This window comes from Variovorax sp. Soil_C_17 (assembly GCF_057657265.1).
In genome coordinates this window covers 1,548,348-1,566,739 of record NZ_JBDGIT010000001.1, presented here as the reverse complement: position 1 = coordinate 1,566,739, position 18,392 = coordinate 1,548,348, and the positions used below count along the sequence as shown (strand labels likewise).

The 18,392-nt window shown below is 69.2% G+C and carries 16 protein-coding genes; 9 read left to right on the top strand and 7 right to left on the bottom strand.

From position 1 onward, the window contains the following. Positions 1-14: 14 nt before the first annotated feature. The 3 genes from AC3A6Y_RS07570 (at position 15) to AC3A6Y_RS07560 (ending at position 5,609) form a co-directional block, all read left to right on the top strand. The gene (locus AC3A6Y_RS07570; protein WP_487867573.1) at positions 15-3,719 is read left to right on the top strand and encodes a patatin-like phospholipase family protein; all 3,705 of its coding nucleotides are present in this window, start codon (positions 15-17) and stop codon (positions 3,717-3,719) included. An 81-nt stretch (positions 3,720-3,800) separates the two neighbouring features. Next, the gene (locus AC3A6Y_RS07565; RefSeq protein WP_487867572.1) at positions 3,801-4,661 is read left to right on the top strand and encodes a helix-turn-helix domain-containing protein; all 861 of its coding nucleotides are present in this window, start codon (positions 3,801-3,803) and stop codon (positions 4,659-4,661) included. Positions 4,662-4,712: 51 nt separating this feature from the next. Beyond that, complete coding sequence (locus AC3A6Y_RS07560) at positions 4,713-5,609, top strand: SDR family oxidoreductase (protein WP_487867571.1); 897 nt, start codon at positions 4,713-4,715, stop codon at positions 5,607-5,609. A 50-nt stretch (positions 5,610-5,659) separates the two neighbouring features. Here AC3A6Y_RS07560 and AC3A6Y_RS07555 read toward each other — a convergent pair whose 3' ends face one another. Next, positions 5,660-6,292 carry a LysE family translocator gene (locus AC3A6Y_RS07555; protein ID WP_487867570.1) on the bottom strand — a complete coding sequence of 211 codons (633 nt, stop codon included), beginning with the start codon at positions 6,290-6,292 and terminating at the stop codon, positions 5,660-5,662. 153 nt (positions 6,293-6,445) lie between these two features. On the opposite strand from AC3A6Y_RS07555, the gene fusA reads away from it, so the two are divergent. The 3 genes from fusA (at position 6,446) to AC3A6Y_RS07540 (ending at position 9,421) form a co-directional block, all read left to right on the top strand. Further along, entirely contained in the window at positions 6,446-8,506 is a 2,061-nt protein-coding gene (gene fusA / locus AC3A6Y_RS07550) for an elongation factor G (RefSeq protein ID WP_487867569.1), read from the top strand. Positions 8,507-8,633: 127 nt separating this feature from the next. Next, positions 8,634-8,906 carry a hypothetical protein gene (locus AC3A6Y_RS07545; RefSeq protein WP_487867568.1) on the top strand — a complete coding sequence of 91 codons (273 nt, stop codon included), beginning with the start codon at positions 8,634-8,636 and terminating at the stop codon, positions 8,904-8,906. Then, the gene (locus tag AC3A6Y_RS07540; RefSeq protein ID WP_487867567.1) at positions 8,903-9,421 is read left to right on the top strand and encodes a BON domain-containing protein; all 519 of its coding nucleotides are present in this window, start codon (positions 8,903-8,905) and stop codon (positions 9,419-9,421) included. Before AC3A6Y_RS07545 ends, AC3A6Y_RS07540 begins: the two co-directional genes overlap by 4 nt. A 12-nt stretch (positions 9,422-9,433) precedes the next feature. Here the strand turns inward: AC3A6Y_RS07540 and slmA are convergent, their stop codons facing one another. Then, entirely contained in the window at positions 9,434-10,096 is a 663-nt protein-coding gene (slmA, locus tag AC3A6Y_RS07535) for a nucleoid occlusion factor SlmA (RefSeq protein WP_487867813.1), read from the bottom strand. A gap of 121 nt (positions 10,097-10,217) precedes the next feature. On the opposite strand from slmA, the gene galE reads away from it, so the two are divergent. Continuing rightward, positions 10,218-11,234 carry a UDP-glucose 4-epimerase GalE gene (gene galE, locus AC3A6Y_RS07530; RefSeq protein ID WP_487867566.1) on the top strand — a complete coding sequence of 339 codons (1,017 nt, stop codon included), beginning with the start codon at positions 10,218-10,220 and terminating at the stop codon, positions 11,232-11,234. On the opposite strand, the gene AC3A6Y_RS07525 is transcribed toward galE, so the two are convergent. After that, positions 11,225-11,383, bottom strand: a complete 159-nt coding sequence (locus AC3A6Y_RS07525) for a GSU2403 family nucleotidyltransferase fold protein (RefSeq protein ID WP_487867565.1) — start codon at positions 11,381-11,383, stop codon at positions 11,225-11,227. The genes galE and AC3A6Y_RS07525 overlap by 10 nt on opposite strands. A gap of 287 nt (positions 11,384-11,670) precedes the next feature. On the opposite strand from AC3A6Y_RS07525, the gene AC3A6Y_RS07520 reads away from it, so the two are divergent. Then, positions 11,671-12,510: a hypothetical protein gene (locus AC3A6Y_RS07520; RefSeq protein ID WP_487867564.1), complete on the top strand. Its 840-nt coding sequence runs from the start codon at positions 11,671-11,673 to the stop codon at positions 12,508-12,510. 27 nt (positions 12,511-12,537) lie between these two features. Here AC3A6Y_RS07520 and argB read toward each other — a convergent pair whose 3' ends face one another. Together argB and AC3A6Y_RS07510 are read right to left on the bottom strand one after the other, a co-directional pair. Further along, a complete protein-coding gene (argB, locus tag AC3A6Y_RS07515) occupies positions 12,538-13,431 on the bottom strand; it encodes an acetylglutamate kinase (RefSeq protein WP_487842733.1) in 894 nt (297 codons plus the stop codon). 168 nt (positions 13,432-13,599) lie between these two features. After that, positions 13,600-14,694 carry a glycosyltransferase family 4 protein gene (locus AC3A6Y_RS07510; RefSeq protein ID WP_487867563.1) on the bottom strand — a complete coding sequence of 365 codons (1,095 nt, stop codon included), beginning with the start codon at positions 14,692-14,694 and terminating at the stop codon, positions 13,600-13,602. A 56-nt stretch (positions 14,695-14,750) separates the two neighbouring features. Here AC3A6Y_RS07510 and AC3A6Y_RS07505 point away from each other — a divergent pair, with 56 nt between their 5' ends. After that, positions 14,751-15,527 (top strand): glycosyltransferase family 2 protein, encoded by a 777-nt coding sequence (locus AC3A6Y_RS07505; protein WP_487867562.1) that lies wholly within the window; start codon positions 14,751-14,753, stop codon positions 15,525-15,527. Here the strand turns inward: AC3A6Y_RS07505 and AC3A6Y_RS07500 are convergent, their stop codons facing one another. Together AC3A6Y_RS07500 and AC3A6Y_RS07495 are read right to left on the bottom strand one after the other, a co-directional pair. Then, the gene (locus AC3A6Y_RS07500) at positions 15,528-16,508 is read right to left on the bottom strand and encodes a glycosyltransferase (RefSeq protein WP_487867561.1); all 981 of its coding nucleotides are present in this window, start codon (positions 16,506-16,508) and stop codon (positions 15,528-15,530) included. Continuing rightward, positions 16,508-18,373: a glycosyltransferase family 2 protein gene (locus tag AC3A6Y_RS07495; protein ID WP_487867560.1), complete on the bottom strand. Its 1,866-nt coding sequence runs from the start codon at positions 18,371-18,373 to the stop codon at positions 16,508-16,510. The genes AC3A6Y_RS07500 and AC3A6Y_RS07495 overlap by 1 nt, the downstream gene beginning before the upstream one ends. Positions 18,374-18,392 lie beyond the last annotated feature (19 nt).

The following is an 18,392-nucleotide window of genomic DNA, read 5'->3' as shown; positions in this document are numbered from 1 at the left end:
GGAGGGAAGCACCCGTGAGCAAGCTGCTTGAGCAAGTCACGGCCCGCCGCCGGGCCCTGGGCATTCGCAACCTTCCCGCAGACGGCTCGGCCCTCTGGGGCCTGGCGCTGTCGGGCGGCGGCATTCGCAGCGCGACCTTCTGCTTCGGGCTGCTGCGCAGCCTGGCACGCAACCGGCTGTTGCTGCGCTTCGATCTGCTGTCGACGGTATCGGGCGGCGGGTACATCGGCAGCATGCTGGGGCGGCTGTTCTCGCGCGGCACGCGGCGCACGGACATGTTCAGGGTGCAGCGGGCACTCGGCGAGATACAGGCCGGCTGGTTCGCCTGGTGGCTGCGGGCGAACGGGCGCTACCTGATCCCGCGCGGCACGCGCGACACGCTGTTCGTGGCGGCGCTGTTCGTCCGCAACCTGGTCGCGATCCACTTCGAGTTCGCGCTGATCGTGCTGACCTTCGCGCTCGTGCTCGACGTGGTGATCCTGCATGCCTGGCAGGGATTGGCGGCGCTGGGCACGGCCGCCTCCGATCCGGTGTTCGCGCTGCTGCAAGACCTGCCCGGCTGGGCGCCGCTGTGGATTCCGGTGGTGTGGCTGGCGCTTCCGCTGGTGTTCATGGTGGGCGCCTGGCGGGCGGCAGCCTACTGGGCCATCCCGTGGGTGGACGAGACCAAGTGGTACTGGCTGGTCGCGGCGTGGGTGGGAAGCCTGGCCCTGACCTGGGGGCTGTGCTGGTGGTACTTGCAGTTCGAAGGCAACCATCATCCGGTGGGGCAGGTGCTCAGGAACACCTTGCTCGCCATCACCATCGCACTGCTCGTGCTGTGGCTTGCGGCGATGCCGGTGGCAGCCAACTTCCTGTGGCGATCCAGGGACCAGGGCGCCCTGCGCCCGGAGGCCGCACGCACCTATGTGACGCGGGCGCTGGCCAAGACCTTCGAGCTGTTCAGCGCCATCGTGCTGGTGGGGCTGATCGACCGCTGCGCATGGTTCCTGGCTTTCGAGCTGGAGCCGCTCACCGAGACGGGCCAGGGCGTGGCCGGCCTGTGGCTGGCCATCGCCGCGGCCGTGATCCGCGCGGTGCTGCCGCTGGCCTCGAAGCTGCTGCCCTCGAGCCCGAGCACGAGCGTGGCGCTGGCGGTGGGGCGGTTTCTGGGCTATGCGCTGGTCTTCCTGCTGTGCGTGTGGTGGGCTTCGCTGGCGCACAAGATGGTGCTGGGCGCGCTCTTCACGCCCGAGGGGATTTCCTACGGCAGCGCCTGGATGGCTTGCCTGATGCTGGCCGTGCCGGTGCTCGGCTTCCTGCTGTTGACGGGCAAGAACGTCGAGTTTCTGAACGTCTCGTCGCTGCATGCCTTCTACAAGGCGCGCATCGTGCGCAGCTATCTGGGCGCGGCGAACGGTGCGCGCTTCACCAGCGACGCTGCCGTGCCGCCGCTCACGGCGCTGGATCGCGTGCCGCAGGTGCTGCGCACCGACCACAAGATCGCTTCGATCGACGACGTCCACGCCGATGACGACATCGCGCTGGACGCCTACCGGCCCCAGGAGAAGGGCGGGCCGATCCATATCCTCAACGTGTGCATCAACCAGACCCGCGATCCGCGCGGCGGGCTGTTCAACCAGGACCGCCGCGGTCTGGCGTTGTCGGTCGCGTCGGGCGGGCTGCGCAAGGCCTCGCAGGGCGAGTGGGAAGACCTCACCGGGCCCGGGGCGCTGAGCCTGGGCAACTGGGCGGCGATCTCCGGCGCGGCGGTGGCGCCGGGCCTGGGCGGGCGCACGCGTGGCGGCATCTCCGCGCTCGCCACTTTCGCGGGCGTGCGGCTGGGCTATTGGTGGGACCGCTCCGCGCGCACGGGGTGCATCACGACGCCGTACCACCTCGGGGCCAAGTCGCGCGGCGTGCTCAACGAGACCTTCGGCGTCTTCAAGGGCACGGACAAGGACGACTGGTTCCTGACGGACGGCGGGCATTTCGAGAACACGGCAGCCTATGTGCTGCTCGCCGAGCGCGCGCAGGTCATCGTGATCGCCGATTGCGGGGCGGACCCGCAGTACCGCTTCGAGGACCTCGAGAACCTGGTGCGCAAGGCGCGCATCGACCTGCAGGCGGAGATCCTGTTCCAGAAGCCGAAGGCCGGCGAGACGGCAGGCGCAACGGCCGCCTCGCCGCGGCGCTTCAGGACCGCGCGGCGGGTGGCTCCGGCGGCTCCCCGGCCCGCGGCACTGGACCGCTTCGGTTCCCTGGACGATCTGGAATCGGCGACGAGCAGCGCTTGCCTCGCGCTGGCGAAGGTGCAGTACGCGGATGAGCGCGCGAGCACCGGCATCCTGATCGTGATCAAGCCGAACGTGTGCGCGGGACTGCCGGTCGACCTGATGAATTTCAAGCGGCAGTACGCGGAGTTTCCGCAGCAGGCGACATCGGACCAGTTCTTCTCCGAAGCGCAGTGGGAAAGCTACTTTCATCTGGGCAGCTTCCTGGGCCAGCACCTCGATCGCGTGTTCATCGAAGCCCTGCTGGCGAATGCAGACGCCTGGTTCGAGGACGACGAGTGCTCGCCTTTCGTGGCGGCAAAGGCGGCCGCGCCCGCCGCTCTGGCCTCGACGACGGCCGGCAACGGACGCATCGGAGCGCGCATTGCCACGGCAGCCAGCGGTGTGACGGCCGTGGGCGCGACGCTCAGCCTCAGCGCGGCAGCAACGGTGGGCGTGGCGACGTGGCAGGCCATCGAGTCGACCAAGAGCAGCTATGCCAGGCAGAGCACGGACGAGCGCGGCGCGATGAGGGAACTCACGCAGCTGTGGACCCAGGCCGCGGCGGCCAAGGACGAAGAGAGGCCGGCGGCGGCGAACACGCTGGCTGCCGCATTGCTGCGCACCGCGGACAGTCTCTGCCCCGCCGGTGGCGCCGACTGGTTCGCGCGCTCCGACCTGGCGGTGCGCATCGACAGCGCGGCGCGCGAACTCTGCGCGGCAATCCCCGGCGACAAGCCCGCCGCCTGCGGCGCGCTGCTGTACGCGGCGCAAGGCCGGGATGCGGGCAGCCGTGCAACCTGCCTCGCGCCGGGGCCGGAGGTCATCAGCGTCAAGCCGCCGCCGCGCTACTGGATCTACGACTACACGGGGGCGGGCAACGCCACGAATGCCCATCCTTGCGATCCCGTGGTGGCCGAGCGGGAAGACGCCCAAAGGCGGGCCTTGAACATGGGCGTGCTGCCGCGGCCGGCGTGCAGCTTCACGGGGCGCTTCGCGGGGCTGCTGAACAGCTTGCCGCCCGCCGGCGCTACCGCCGCGCCGGCCCCGGGTGGGGGACCGTGCAGCGACATCTCGCTCTTCCGGCTGATCTACCGGCCGGAACAACGCGCGACTGCGGAGGGCTACGCCGCAGGCTGGGGACGCCTCGGCGCGAAGCTCCCGCCGATCGAGGACGTGGTGGCCACGGCGCACTCACGCGGCTTCGCCAGCCCGCCCGTGGTGTCGAAGACGACGGTGCGGTTTCATGATCTGGATGCCGTGATGTGCGCTCGCGCCTTGGCGGGCGCGGTCGAGCAAGTCGACTGGCCCGTGGAGCCGCTGCCGGCCCCCTATCGCCCGAGGGCCAGGACGGTCGAGGTCTGGTTCGCGCCCCCGCCGCCCGCTCCACCGAGCGAGCCGCCTGTGGCGCCGCCATCGGTGAAGGCGGCACCCCCGCCGGTCAGGGAATCACAGACGCCGAAGTGAGCAGGTGCAGCCGGCGGCCGCCTTCGTTGCGCAGCTGCGGCCTTCGGCGGGATGATGCGTGCCCTTCCTCGCAAGCCCTGCATGAACGAACGCCTTTTCCTTCGCCTCGACGACGACCCGGTGCAAGGACCGGAAGCAGACGCGCCCGCGGGCACGCTGCGCGCCTTGCGCGTGGGCGCGGCGCTGCGGGCGCATGTGTCGCACGTGCTGCTGTGCCGGGAGGATTTCGCGGCGGGGCAGGAGGTGGTCGAGCGCGTGCTGCCCGATGGGGCGGTGCGCCTGATCTTCAACCTGGGCGAGCCGGCCAGCCCCTCGGCGGCGGTGGTCGGCGCCTCGACGGGGCCGGCGCTGGTGCGCCTGCGTGGAAGGGTGGACGGGGTGTCGCTGACGCTGCGTCCCGGTGCGGTGGCGGGCCTTCTGGGGTTGCCGGCCGGGGAGCTGGCAGGGATCGCGCTGCCGCTGGACGCGCTGTGGCACGGCGAAGGCGCGCAGCTGCTGGCAAGGATGGCCGAGGCGCCGGACGATGCTGTCCGCATGGCGTGGCTGCAGTCCGCCTTGCAGCGCCGCCTGGCCGAGGCCGCGCGCGCATCCAGCACGGCACAACGGGCCGCAACGCATGCGGCGGGACTCATCGTCGCCTCGGGCGGACGGCGTCCGCTGCGCGAGGTGGCTGCGGCCGTCGGCGTCGGGGAGCGGCGGCTGCAACAGCTGTTCCACGCGCAGGTCGGCCTGTCGCCGCGCGCCTGGGCCCGGCTGGCGCGGCTGCATGGCTGCCTGCGCGGGCTGCGCGGGCAGGCGGCGCCCGACTGGGCGGAGGTGGCGGTGGACCATGGCTACTACGACCAGTCGCACCTGGTCAACGAGTTCCGGGCCCTGTGCGGGCTGACGCCGACGGAGTTCCTGGGTCGTGCGGTTTCGGGTTCTTCCAAGACGGCGGGTTGAACGCGGCCTATCGTTTCCGGACTCGACCAACAAGGAAGAAAGGAACAGCGGATGCAGCAACAACCAAGGCTCGAGGATTGCGTGGCGGTAGTGACCGGCGCGAGCCGTGGCGCGGGGCGTGGCATCGCCCAGGAGCTGGGCGCGGCGGGCGCGACCGTGTATGTGACCGGGCGCAGCACGCGCGAGCAGCAACCCGATACCTATGGGCAACTGCTGGGCCTGGCCGGGCGCGGCGCCCTGCCCGGCAGCATCGACGAGACGGCCGAGGAGGTCACGCGCATGGGTGGCCGCGGCATCGCGCTGCGCTGCGATCACACGCGCGAGGACGAGGTGGCGGCGCTGTTCGAGCGCGTGCAGCGCGAAGCCGGCCGCATCGACCTGCTGGTGAACAACGCCTGGGGCGGGCACGAGACCTTCAACGGGGTGTTCGATGCGCCCTTCTGGGAGCACCCGCTCGCGAACTGGGACTCGATGTTCGACCGCGGCGTGCGCAACCACCTGCTGGCGAGCCGCTTTGCGGCGCCGATGATGGTGAAGCGCAAGCGCGGGCTGATCGTGACGACGACCTTCTGGGACCGGGACCGCTATCTGCACGGCAACCTGTTCTACGACCTGGCCAAGGCGAGCATGACGCGGCTGGCTTTCGGGATGGCGCAGGAGCTGCGGCCGCATGGGGTCGCCTCGTTGGCGGTATCGCCGGGATGGATGCGCACGGAGTTCGTTCTGATGGGGCACAAGACGGACGAGGCGCATTGGCAGGAGCGGCCTGCGCTGGCGCGCACGGAATCGCCGCGCTATCTGGGGCGGGCTGCGGTGGCGCTGGCGGGGGATGCGCGGGTGTTGGGGAAAAGCGGCGCGGTGCACCGGGTGGCGGACCTTGCGCGGGAGTACGGGTTTGCCGATATCGACGGCCGGCAGGTGGAGGCGTTCGAGCTCGAGGAAGGGTGACCCCCCTCACCCCGGCCCTCTCCCGCCGGCGGGAGAGGGAGGAATGCCGCTCAGCTTGCGCTGCGGCGGTAGAAGGCGAGCGAGCCGGCCAGGGCCAGCAGGGCACCGCCGCAGCAGCGGTCCAGCCACAGCACGGCGCGCCGGCGCAGGAGCTTGACGGCGCGCGCGCCGATCACGGCATAGGCCAGCATCACCGAGAAGTCCAAGCCCGCGAACACGATGCTGATGGCCGCGTACTGCGGCCACTGCGGCGCGCCGGGGTCGATGAACTGCGGCATCAGCGCCGAGCAGAACAGGTAGCCCTTGGGGTTGGTGACGGCCACGAGGAAGGACCTGGCGAAGATGGCACGCGGGCTGCCGCGGCCGTCGGCCGCGCCCTGCTGCGAGAGATCGAGCCCGCCCTGCGAACGCAGCAAGCGAAAGCCCAGCCAGGCCAGGTAGGCCGCGCCCACCCACTTGAGCACCGAGAACCAGAACTCCGAGGCGGCCAGCAAGGCGCCCAGGCCCAGCGCCACGGCGCCCACGAGCACGAAGTCGGAGGCAACCGCGCCCAGCATGCCGGGCAGCGCGCGGCGCACGCCGAAGCGCGAACCGTTGGCCAGGGCCAGGAGCACGGTGGGGCCGGGGGTGGCGATGGCGATCAGCGCCACGAGCGAGAAGACGAGCAAGGTCGGGGTGTTCATGCTGGGGAGATCCTCCGGTTGGGCGAGCATGATAGTCCTCGGGCCGCCGGCATTGCGAGCCGCCCCGTCTCAGGTTCTCGGCCTTGCGCCACGCTGGGCAATCCCGTACCCTGAACCGCCCAAGGCGCCCTGCGAGGCGCAAAGGAGTTGCCCATGCCAAGCCGATCGAACGGCCTCGTGGCCGAAATGGAAGCGGTGCGAACCCTGGCGCTGGTCGGCCCGTCCGCCGCCGGCAAGACCACCCTGGCCGAGGCCCTGCTGCTCAAGTCTGGCGCCATCGGCGCGCCGGGCAGCGTGGAGCGCGGCAGCACGGTGAGCGACTTCGACCCGCTCGAGCGCCGAATGCAGCATTCGCTCAACTCCTCGGTGATGCACTTCGCGCATGCAGGCACGCGCATCCACTTGCTCGACACGCCCGGCGGCGCCGACTTCCTCGGCCAGAGCTTGCCGGCGCTGGAAGCCGTGGAAACGGCGGCAGTGGTGATCAACGCGGCCACGGGCATCGAGCAGATGGCGGTGCGCATGATGGAACATGCGGCCGCGCGCAATCTGGCGCGCATGGTGATCGTCAACAAGATCGACTCGCAGGGCGTGGACATGGCCGGGCTGCTGGCGCAGATCCAGGCCGCCTTCGGCCGCGAGTGCCTGCCGGTCAACCTGCCCGACGACGGCGGCACGAAGGTGCTCGATTGCTTCTACAACCGCGAGGGCGGCTGCAAGATGGGCGACGTGGAGACGGCGCATCGCGCGCTGGTCGAGCAGGTGGTGGAGGTGGATGCGGCCTTCGTCGACCGCTACCTCGAGGAAGGCGACGTCGACCCCGGCGAGCTGCATGCGCCGCTGGAGCAGGCACTGCGCGAGGGGCACCTGATCCCGGTGTGCTTCGTCTCGGCGCGCAATGGGGCCGGGCTCGGCGAGCTGCTGGACGTGATCGTCAAGCTGCTGCCCGATCCGACCGAAGCCAATCCGCCGGCCTTCCTCGTCGGCGAGGGCGAAGACGCCAAGCCGATGGAAGCCAAGCCCGATCCCTCGGCGCACGTGCTGGCGCATGTGTTCAAGGTCACGGTCGATCCGTACGTGGGCAAGATGGGCATTTTCCGGGTGCACCAGGGCACCCTCACGCGCGACAGCCAGCTCTTCATCGGCAACGGCCGCAAGCCTTTCAAGGTGAACCACCTGTTCATGCTGCAGGGCAAGGAATACACCGAAGTGTCGCGCGCGCTGCCGGGCGACATCGTGGCGGTGGCGAAGGTGGAGGACATCCACTTCGACGCCGTGCTGCACGACGCCGCCGAAGACGACCACGTGCACCTTGCCCCGCTGGACTTCCCCATTCCCGTGCACGGGTTGGCGATCGAGCCGCAGCGGCACGGCGACGAGCAGCGGCTGTGGGAGATCCTGGGCAAGCTGGTGGACGAGGACCCGTGCCTGCGCGTGGAGCATGTGGCGTCGACCAACGAGACGATCGTCTACGGCCTGGGCGAGCTGCACCTGCGCGTGCTGCTGGAGCGGCTGCGCGACGTGTACCGCTTCGAGGTCAACACGCGGCCGCCGCGCATCGCCTACCGCGAGACGGTGACGGCGCCGGCCGAGGGCCACCATCGGCACAAGAAGCAGACCGGCGGCGCCGGCCAGTTCGGCGAGGTCTTCCTGCGGGTGGAGCCGCTGGCGCGCGGTATGGGCTTCGAGTTCAAGGACGAGGTCAAGGGCGGGGCGATTCCGTACCAGTTCATCCCGGCCGTGGAAAAGGGCGTGCGCGAGGTGCTGGAGCACGGCGCGATCGCCGGCTATCCGGTGGTCGACGTGCGGGTGACGGTCTACGACGGCAAGAGCCACAGCGTGGACAGCAAGGACATCGCCTTCGCCACCGCGGGGCGCAAGGCCTTCATCGCGGCCATTCAAGAGGCGCGGCCGATCGTGCTGGAGCCGGTGGTGAAGATCGACATCGCCGCGCCCGACAGCGCGATCGGCGACATCACCGGCGACCTGTCGTCGCGGCGCGGGCTGGTCACCGGCACGGCCAACGCGGCGGCGGGGACGGTGCTGGTGCGCGGCCAGGTGCCGATGTCGGAGCTCTCGGGCTACCAGTCGCGGCTCAATGCGATGACCAGCGGCCAGGGGCGCTACACCATCGAGCTGTCGCACTACGAGGCGGTGCCTCCGGGGACGCAGCAGCAGCTGATGTCGCAGCACAAGGTGCGCGACACGGAGTGAGGCGGCGCGCCCCCCGGCCCCTTCAACGGGGTGGATGGCGGCGCGATCTTCGTTGCGTATTCGAAACCCGCCTACACCGGGTTCGGCGCGGCGCGCCTATGAAGGAGGCGCTCAACGAGGAGTCCTCATGGAACTGAAATCGTGGCTCGCGAAGCTCAAGGAAGCGGACGCGCGCCGGCCCGACCTGCCGGGCGAACACCTGATCGTGCTGGCGACCGGCGTGCTGCTGTTGATGGCGACCGGGCGCAGCCGCTCGCTGATCGGCCGGGCACTGGTCGCCGCCGCCGCCGGCGCCTTCATCGGACGCGCAGCGAGCGGCACGGGCGGCGTGGCGCGGCTGGCGGGGCTGCTGGAGCAGTTTCGCGGTGGCCGGTGGCCGCAACAAGGAGAGCGCCGATGATCCTGAAGCAAGAACTGCTGCTTCGCCTTCTGCGTTTGAACTGCGCATGCCTGGTGGCGGGCGCCATCGTGGCGGCGCTGTCGGCCTGCAGCGAGAGCGAGAAGGCCGAAACCCGCAAGAGCGTCGATACTGCGGTCGAGAAGACGGAAGATGCCACCGTCGCCGCCGCGCGCAAGGCCGCCGAGCTGGCGGAGAAGGCCCGCGACAACACGGTGAACTACTTCAAGTCGCCGGACGTGAAGGAGGACATCGACGCGGCCAAGCAGGCCCTGAAGAATGCCGGCAGCGGGCTGGGCTCGTCTGCCAACGACACGGCGATCACCGCCTCGGTGTCGGCCGCGATCGCGCGCGATCCGGAGCTCGGCCCGCGGCAGATCGAGGTGGTCTCCAGGTCCGGTGCCGTGAAGCTGAGCGGCTCGGCACCGAGCGCCGAAGCGAAGTCGCGCGCCGAGCAGATCGCGCGCACCGTGAGCGGCGTCGATTCGGTCGACAACCGGCTCACCGTGACGAACTGACCCGGCGGCGCCTCAGAGCATCAGCGCCACGGCGGCTTCGAGATGCTCCGAGGGCTGGCGCCGGAAGCCCGAGCGCGCGAAACGCTGCAGGCGCCCCACCACGAAAGCCGTGAGCGCGGAAGCCCGCACCTGCGCATCGACGCTGGGCGTGGCCGAACCCTCGGCCGCGGCCGCGCCGCGCAGGGCCTGGCGCAGGGTGGCCTCGATCTTGTCGAAGAACTGGTTCATGCGGTTCTGCAGGCGCTCGTTCTCGTAGACCAGCGCGTCGCCGACCATCACGCGGGTCATGCCGGGGTTCTTCTCGGCGAACTGGACGAGCATGGCGATGATGCGCGCGGCCTGCTCCTGGCCCGGCGCGGAGCGCTCGGTGATCTGGTTGATGAGGGTGAAGACGCTCTGCTCGATGAAGTCGATCAGGCCCTCGAACATCTGCGCCTTGCTGGCGAAGTGGCGGTACAGCGCGGCCTCGCTCACCTCGAGCCGGGCCGCCAGGGCCGCGGTCGTGACGCGTTCGGCGCCGGGCTGCTCCAGCATGGCGGCCAAAGCCTGAAGAATCTGCACGCGCCGCTCGCCCGGCCTGGGACGTTTGCGCGTCGGCGCTGCTGCTGCCACCGGCTCGGAACTCACGGAACTCAGCGGAGCACCGGAGGCGCTAGTCTCGTCATCGTTCTGCATGGGCACGTGCAAAATGTAAAAAAATGATTCTCGCACAGCGACGTGAGCGCGTGCCAACCGGACATGCACTGTACGTCGCGCAGAATCAACGGGATTTTTTAACGATCGGCGAGAAAGAACGATGAGCCCAACGATTCTGGTGACCGGCGGGGCCGGCTTCATCGGCAGCCACACCTGCGTGGCGCTGGCAGCGGCGGGCTATGTGCCGCTGATCCTCGACAACCTCGGCAACAGCGACGTGCGCGTGCTCGACCGGCTGGCCCGGATCATCGGCACGGCACCGCGCTTCGTGGAGGGCGACGTTCGCGACCGGGCCCTGCTCGACCGGGTGTTCCGCCGGGAGGCCATCGGGGGCGTGATCCATTTCGCCGGTCTCAAGGCGGTGGGCGACTCGGTGGCGGACCCGATCACCTACTACCAGAACAATGTGCACGGCAGCTTCGTGCTGGCCGAGGCGATGCAGGCAGCGGGCGTGCGCACGCTGATCTTCTCGTCCTCGGCCACGGTGTACGGCGACCCGGACAGTTCGCCGATTCCCGAGAGCGCGGCGCTGCGGCCGGCCAACCCCTATGGCCGGTCGAAGCTGATGGTGGAGGACGCGCTGCGCGACCTGCACCGTGCGCACCCGGCCTGGCGCATCGCGCTCCTGCGCTACTTCAACCCCGTGGGCGCGCACGAAAGCGGGCTGATCGGCGAGCACCCCCAGGGCAAGCCCAACAACCTGATGCCCTTCGTGAGCCAGGTGGCGGTGGGGCTGCGCGACAAGCTCTCGGTGCATGGCGGCGACTACCCGACGCCGGACGGTACCGGCGTGCGCGACTACGTGCACGTGATGGACCTGGCCGAGGGGCATGTGGCGGCATTGCGCCATGCCGAGAAGCAGCCGGGCCTGGTCACGCTGAACCTGGGCACGGGCCAGGGTGCCTCGGTGCTCGACGTGGTGAAGGCCTTCGAGCGCGCAAGCGGCAAGACGATTGCCTACGAGATCGGACCGCGGCGGCCGGGCGATGTGCCGGCCTACTGGGGCGACCCAACGCTGGCCGAGTCGCTGCTGGGCTGGCGCGCGCGGCGCGGGCTGGATCAGATGTGCGAGGACAGCTGGCGCTGGCAGGAGGGGAATCCGAAGGGCTATACCTGAGCACCGAGCTGCGGCAGGTAGTTCTCGATCAGCGAGTCGACGACGTCGGCCTGCAAGCGGTCTTTTCTTCGCTTGAGCGGATCGCGCTCCTTGCGCGCCGCAAGCCAGCGCCTGACGCGGACGAAGGCACGCGGGTCGACGGTGTTCATGCGCGCCATGGCGCAGGGGATGCGGATCGTTCTCTTTGCTGCGCGGACCCAGCAAAGTGCCAGAACATCGAGCCTCGTCCAGCCAAGATCATGGGCTCTGTACGTCATGGAACCAAATCCGCGCCGCCGCCACACAGACACGTACCACCCGGAGACACAAAGAGATGTACATGGCGAGCAGATCGGCGGCCCAGTTTCAGACACACCCATTTCGAAGCCGCACGCCCGGCTCGGCAGCCTTGCAAGCACGGCCAGGGCAACAGACTCGCCAGTTTGTGAACAGGCCCGTGCTCAACGTCCTCCGGCGCAGCCCCTGGGCAGAGACGCTCGTGCACAACTACCAGTTCCAGAGCCCGGGAGAGTGCGTGAGCAATTCAGAAGTCATGCAGGCGCACATCCTGCACGCTCTACATCGCAGACACCAAATCGAGATTGCCGGCAGCAGCGATACCAGCGGAGGTCTGCTTCATCGGCTGGAGCAGATGCTCGGCTCGATCAGGACTCCAGAGCTGGATCGGGAGTACCGTCACGACCCGACGGTCGAGGACATCGTCCACCTGGTGGAGCAACATGGCCCCTGCGTTCTGGCGCTCGCACGGATGCTGGCGAGCGATCAGGGAGGCGCACAGTACGCCGGGCACCATGCGGTCCTGGTGATCGGCACCTTCCTGGTCGATGGGAGGAACTGGGCCCTGGTTCTCGATGGAAACGACTTGCAGAACAACCCCGTCATGGAGCGGGTACGTGCCTACGCAGACAAGTACCACGACGGCCATCTCGAACGAATGACGGAGGGCGACCTCTCAGTCGTCCAGATGGAGATGGACCGGGCCGGCGAGCCGAGGGATTCCGACCAGCTGGTGTACTCGTTCATCGACCTGGACAAGGCGGTTCCGGAAGCGGACAAGGCTTACCGCGCCTACAGAAGAGATCTCGCCATGAACGGCGGTCGCTCGGACCTGCCACCGATCACCTTTCCGAATTCGATCTGCGTCGCCACGAATACGACGGTGAAGGCCGCAGCGATGCCCGAGCCCATGAAGCGCGAGCTGGCACGCATCGTCGCATCGCAGCCGCCTGACTCATCCTTGCGACTGAAGCTGGCGGCGGTGCCCGAGGAACTGTAGGCGCCGTGTCCTCGATCCGGCCCGCCCCTATCGGGCCCGGATCATCGTGCCGTAGGCCTGGTCCGTGAGGATCTCCAGCAGCATCGCATGCGGCACCCGCCCGTCGATGATGTGCACCGCGTTGACGCCGCTCTTGGCCGCATCCAGCGCGCCCTCGATCTTCGGCAGCATGCCGCCGGAGATGGTGCCGTCGGCGAACAGGTCGTCGATCTCGCGGGCGCTGAGGTTGGTGAGCAGCTTGCCGTCCTTGTCGAGCACGCCCGGCGTGTTGGTCAGGAGCATCAGCTTCTCGGCCTTGAGCACGGTGGCCAGCTTGCCGGCCACCACGTCGGCGTTGATGTTGTAGCTCTCGTTCTCTTCGCCGAAGCCGATCGGGCTGACGACGGGGATGAAGGCGTCGTCCTGCAGCGCCTTCACGACGCCCGGATCGATGGCGACGATGTCGCCCACCTGGCCGACGTCATGCTCCACGTTCGGATCGTTGCGGTCCGCCATCTTGAGCTTCTGCGCACGGATCAGGCCGCCGTCGCGGCCGGTCAGGCCGACTGCCTTGCCGCCGGCCTGGTTGATCAGGCCCACGATGTCTTGTTGCACCTCGCCGGCCAGCACCCACTCGACGACTTCCATGGTCTCGGCGTCGGTCACGCGCATGCCCTGGATGAAGTGGCCCTTCTTGCCGAGCCGGTTGAGCGCCGCCTCGATCTGCGGGCCGCCGCCGTGGACCACCACGGGGTTCATGCCCACCAGCTTGAGCAGCACCACGTCTTCCGCGAAGTCGGCCTGCAGGGCCGGGTCGGTCATGGCGTTGCCGCCGTACTTGATGACGATGGTCTTGCCGTGGAACTTGCGGATGTAGGGCAGCGCCTGGGCCAGGATCTCGGCCTTGTCGCGGGGGGGAATATTGAGGACAGGATCGGTCATGGTGCTCACGCTGAAGACGACGGGATTTTGCAGCCAAATTCGGGAAACACCGCGGAACCGGCTTTCGCCTGTCCTGAGCCCGGCGAAGGGCCGGGCCGCTGGTGTTGCCCCCGGTGAGGGGGTGGGCGGCTACACGAAGTGAGCCAACCTGGGGGAGAGCTTATTGGTTCAGGGGCGCAGCCAGCGCGGCACCTTGAAGCGCACGATCATGAAGTACGCCAGGACGTAGGTGGCGATGAACAGCGCGCTGAAGGCCATCAGCACCGGCGTGTTGTTCCAGAACAGCACGGCCGGCACCACGGTGAGGGCCGCGAAGATCCACAGGTAGGGCGAGGTGCGGTTGTTGCGCGCCAGCAGCTGACGGGCCTCGTCGTCGGCGAAGGCGACGCGCACGATGCGGCGGAAGATCAGCTGGTGGAAATGCAGCGCGTCCGGGTCGCCCGGCGACTGGCCGCGCACGAAGCGGCGGTAGACCGAGAACACCGTCTCCCAGACCGGGTAGATCAAGAGCAGCATCGGAAACCACGGCGAGACCACGCGGTGCCGCTGCACCAGGGTGACCGCGGCCAGGGCGATCACCATGCCCCAGACATAGGCCCCGCCGTCGCCGGCAAAGATCTTGCCGCGCGGGTAGTTCCAGATGAGGAAGCCCGCCGTCGCGCCGACCAGGCAGATCACCATGGCGGCGAGCTGCCGGTCGCCCACTTGCAGCGCCACGTGCGAGATCGCCAGGCAGACCAGGATGGCCACCGTGCCGGCCAGGCCGTTGTAGCCGTCGATGATGTTGAAGGCGTGCGGCAGGCCGCCGATGGCGACGACCGCGAACAGCATCGCGGCGTAAGGCCAGGCCTGCAGCCAGCCGTCGACGAAGGGAATGCCGGTGCGCGCCACGCCGAGCTTGAGCAGCCAGCACAGGAGCAGCGCCGAGCCGATGGTGATGCCGAGCCGGTAGCGCACCGAGACACGCTGGGTCAGGTCTTCGACGATGCCGGCGAGCACGGCCGGCGCGATGCACAGCAGGGCGATGCCGGAAGCCTTGATCGGCCAGTTGACGTTGAAGGGATCGGAAGGCAGCCCCGCCACCAGCCAGGCCACGCCGGTGCCGAGCAGCATGCCGGCACCGCCGAGCCGGGGCACATGGCCCTTGTGGAAGCGCTGGGGCATGTCGGTGCCATAGCGCCGCGCATGCCGGCGTGCGCGCCGCATGAACAGCTGCACGGCGATGGCGGAGAGGAGGAAGCTGATGACGATCAGGGTAAGCATGGTCGTGAGGCGGGCCCCAGGAGCCTGCTCCTAGAATCCCCGGGCGAAATTAGACCATGCCCTCACCCCCGCCCTTCCCGCCCTCCCCGCCCGCCGTCACGGTCTCTGTCGTGAGCCATGGTCAGCTCGAACTCATCCGCCCGCTGCTGGACCAGCTCGACCGCTTCAGCCGCGGCGCGACGGCCAAGGTGCTGCTCACGGTGAACATCCCGGAGCCCGATGCGCTGGCGGGCGGGCGCTGGGGCTTTCCGATCGAGCGCATCGAGAACGGCAGCCCCATGGGCTTCGGCGCCAACCACAACCAGGCCTTCGCGCGCTGCGAAACGCCCTGGTTCCTGGTGCTCAACCCGGACATCCGCTTCGACGCCGACGTGCTGGCGCCGCTGGTCGAATTCGCAGCAGCGGACGCCGGCCTGCTGGCGCCCCGCATCCTGGAGCCCGGCAAGAACACACCGGAGCAGCACCGCGCGATCATCACGCCGCGCGAGATCCTCACGCGGCGGCGCCCGGGCTATGCGATACCGGCGGAGCCGGCCTGGATTCCGGGCCTGTTCATGCTGTTCCGCAGCGAAGCGTACCGGCAGATCGGCGGCTTCGACGAGCGCTTCTTCATGTACGGCGAGGACTTCGACATCTGCGCGCGCCTTCGGCTGGCGGGCTGGAAGCTGTCGATCGCGGAGCATCTGCAGGCCCGGCACGATGCGCAGCGCGCGAGCCACAGCAGCAAGCGGCACCTGTACTGGCACCTGACGAGCCTGCTGAAGGTGTGGAGCTCGGCGGCGTTCTGGCGCTTTCGCCGCCTGGATGCGGCGTCGCGCGCCGGCCAGCGCTAGTCAGCCGCGCTCGAGCAGATCCTGCGCGATGGCCTGCTTGCCGCGGCCGAAGCGCTCGTAGCGCCCGCTCGCGGCCTCGCGCAGCACCGGCAGCAGCCGCGCCAGGCGCGAGGCCGGCAGTTCGGCCCGGAAGCGCTGGTGCGCCACCTTGCCACGCTGGGCGTTCACGATGGGTTCGGGGACCAGCCCCCGCAGCGCCAGCAGGCGATCGAGCAGCGCCTGCGCACGGCGCCAGCGCTGCATGTGCTTGCCACCGCGCGCCTCCATGGCCTTGGCGAGCTTGTCGGCCAAGGTGGGCCGCTTGGCGCCGATCTGGTTGCTGCCGTGCTGGCGGTAGTCGATCAGGGCTTCGGGCAGCACGTCCACGCGGCCGGTGGCCGCGGCCAGCGCGGCCAGCCATTCGTCGTGCACCCATTCGTCGGAAAAAGGCAGCGCGGACGCGAGCAGGCTGCGGCGGAACAGGGTGGTCGCCCCGGTCACGAGGTTGCGCCGCAGGAACACGTCGAAGGCGCGTCCCTGGGCGATGGCTTCGAGCTCTCCGGGCTGCACTTCCAGCGCGTGGAACAGCGTGTCGCCCAGGGGGCGGAGCTCGCCGTCGACCAGCCGGGCATCGGTGTGCAGCAGCAGCAGCTCCGGCTGGGCCTCGAAGCGCGCCGCCATGCGTGCGAGGCGGCGCGGATGCCAGACGTCGTCCTGGTCGCTGAGGGCGATCAGCTCGTGCCGGCAGGCGCGTATCGCCTGCTCGAAGTTGCGGGTGACGCCGAGGGCCGGCTTGTTCTCGAAGACGGTGAGCGCAACGCTCGAGGCGGCGCCGCAGGCCGCCATGGCCTGGCGCACCACGGCCACGCTGTCGTCGCTGGAGCCGTCGTCGGACAGCACGATTTCGCGCGGCAGCAGGTCCTGCGTGCAGATGCTCTGCACCTGCGCCGGCAGGTAGCGCGCGCCGTTGCGCGTGCACAGCGCGACGGAGACTGCGGCCATCACCCGAGCGCTTCGACGCGCGGCGGCCAGGCGTAGCCGAAGTCGTCGCTGTCGACGGTCAGGTTCGGGCTGTAGGCCGGGTCGTTCCGAATCACGTCGGCCCAGCGCCCCTGCATATAGGCGATTTCCCGCTCGAAGCGCTCGCGCTTGTGCGGGGCGACATCCTCGCCCCGCGTCGCGGACTCGTGGTGTACGAGCTCCGCATAGGGCGTCCACACGTTGCGAAAGCCGGCTTGCCGCAGGCGCAGGCAGAAGTCGACGTCGTTGAAGGCCACTTGCAGATGGACCTCGTCGAGCCCGCCCACCTGCAGATAGCTCGCCTTGCGGATCACCAGGCAGGCCGCCGTCACGGCAGAGAAGGTCTGGATCAGCGCGGCGCGTCCGGCATAGCCGTTCAGCCCGGCCGGCAGGCCCTTGTGCGCATGCAAGGCCAGGTTGTCGCGGGCGAGCACCACGCCGCCATGCTGCAAGGTCATGTCGGGATACCACAGCCGCGCGCCGACCGCGCCGACGCCGGGCTGAAGGGCCAGGCTCACCATTTCGGACAGCCATTCGGGCGAGATCACCTGGATGTCGTTGTTGACCAGCGCGATGACCTCGCCCCGAGCCACTGCGACCGCCGCGTTGTTGAGCGCCGAATAGTTGAAATCGCGCTCGTCGCGCAGCACCCGGATGTTCGGCCTCTGCGAAAGGGCCCGGAAGTAGTCGAGGGCCGCGGGATCGTCCGAGCCGTTGTCGACGAGGATGATTTCGTAGGGCGAATAGGTGGTCTTCGCGACGATCGATTCGATGCACTGGCGCACCAGCTTCAGCGCATTGCGCGTCGGAATGATCAGCGACACCAGCGGCGGCGGATGCGGCAAGGCGTAGCGTGCGCGGTAGCCGATGCCGATGTACTCGGCCTTCGCTTCGACGCCCAGGCGCGCGAAGTGCTCGTTCAGCGCCCGCTCGCCGGCGACGGCCGCGTAGGGCTTGGCCTTCATCGAGCGCGCAGTGCTGGCGCCGTGCACGCGCCAGTGGTAGAGCACCCGCGGCACATGCCGAATCTGGTCGGCACGCACGCGCTCGACGCAGCGCAGCACCAGGTCCCAGTCCTGCGATCCCTCGAGGCCGACGCGAAAGCCGCCGACCGCGCGCACCAGCTCGGTGGCCAGGACGCCCAGGTGGCTGAAGGTGTTCTGCGAACGGAACAGGTCGATGTTCCAGTCCGGCTTGAAGTAGGGGTCGAATCGTCGACCCGACTCGTCGATCTTGTCCTCGTCCGAATAGATGAGCTGCACGTCCGGATGCGCAACGATGCACTGGGCGACGCAGAACAGTGCGTGCGCGGGGAGCAGGTCGTCGTGGTCCATGAGCGCGATCCAGGGCCCCGTTGCCAGCTCCAGCGCGCTGTTCGAGGCGGCCGAGATGTGGCCATTCTCGGGGCGCAGGACGACCTTGATTCGCGCATCGCGCGCGCTGTATTCACGCAGGAGCTCGCGAACTTCGAGCGAAGGCGATGCGTCGTCGGCGATGCACAGCTCCCAGTTCGGATAGAGCTGGTCGCGTACCGACTCGATCGCGGCGCGCAGCCAGGCGGGGTCGGGGTTGTAGCAGGGCATGAGCACCGAGATCAGCGGCGCCTCCCGCATGGCGCTCACGCGTTCGGCGATTCTTGCCCGGGCTTCGGACGACAGGGTGTCATGCAGGCGCACCCAATTCGCGTAGTCGCTGCGCGGCCACGTCCGCCGGCGCATTTCCCACACGACGCCGCGCCATCCGGCCCTGCGGAAGACGCGCCAGGCCTGCGGAACCCGCGTCATCAGTCGCGGGCCGTGCCGCACGGCCAGTTGGGCGAGCCGGAGAAATCGGGCGATGTGCTTCATGGAATGCTGGGCAAAGTCG

Bases quoted from the DNA above. Each gene is read 5' to 3' on its own strand.
- AC3A6Y_RS07565 (WP_487867572.1), top strand. From the start codon at position 3,801: ATGAACGAACGCCTTTTCCTTCGCCTCGACGACGACCCGGTGCAAGGA.
- AC3A6Y_RS07560 (WP_487867571.1), top strand. From the start codon at position 4,713: ATGCAGCAACAACCAAGGCTCGAGGATTGCGTGGCGGTAGTGACCGGC.
- AC3A6Y_RS07555 (WP_487867570.1), bottom strand. From the start codon at position 6,292: ATGAACACCCCGACCTTGCTCGTCTTCTCGCTCGTGGCGCTGATCGCC.
- fusA (WP_487867569.1), top strand. From the start codon at position 6,446: ATGCCAAGCCGATCGAACGGCCTCGTGGCCGAAATGGAAGCGGTGCGA.
- AC3A6Y_RS07545 (WP_487867568.1), top strand. From the start codon at position 8,634: ATGGAACTGAAATCGTGGCTCGCGAAGCTCAAGGAAGCGGACGCGCGC.
- AC3A6Y_RS07540 (WP_487867567.1), top strand. From the start codon at position 8,903: ATGATCCTGAAGCAAGAACTGCTGCTTCGCCTTCTGCGTTTGAACTGC.
- slmA (WP_487867813.1), bottom strand. From the start codon at position 10,096: ATGCAGAACGATGACGAGACTAGCGCCTCCGGTGCTCCGCTGAGTTCC.
- galE (WP_487867566.1), top strand. From the start codon at position 10,218: ATGAGCCCAACGATTCTGGTGACCGGCGGGGCCGGCTTCATCGGCAGC.
- AC3A6Y_RS07525 (WP_487867565.1), bottom strand. From the start codon at position 11,383: ATGAACACCGTCGACCCGCGTGCCTTCGTCCGCGTCAGGCGCTGGCTT.
- argB (WP_487842733.1), bottom strand. From the start codon at position 13,431: ATGACCGATCCTGTCCTCAATATTCCCCCCCGCGACAAGGCCGAGATC.
- AC3A6Y_RS07510 (WP_487867563.1), bottom strand. From the start codon at position 14,694: ATGCTTACCCTGATCGTCATCAGCTTCCTCCTCTCCGCCATCGCCGTG.
- AC3A6Y_RS07505 (WP_487867562.1), top strand. From the start codon at position 14,751: ATGCCCTCACCCCCGCCCTTCCCGCCCTCCCCGCCCGCCGTCACGGTC.
- AC3A6Y_RS07500 (WP_487867561.1), bottom strand. From the start codon at position 16,508: ATGGCCGCAGTCTCCGTCGCGCTGTGCACGCGCAACGGCGCGCGCTAC.
- AC3A6Y_RS07495 (WP_487867560.1), bottom strand. From the start codon at position 18,373: ATGAAGCACATCGCCCGATTTCTCCGGCTCGCCCAACTGGCCGTGCGG.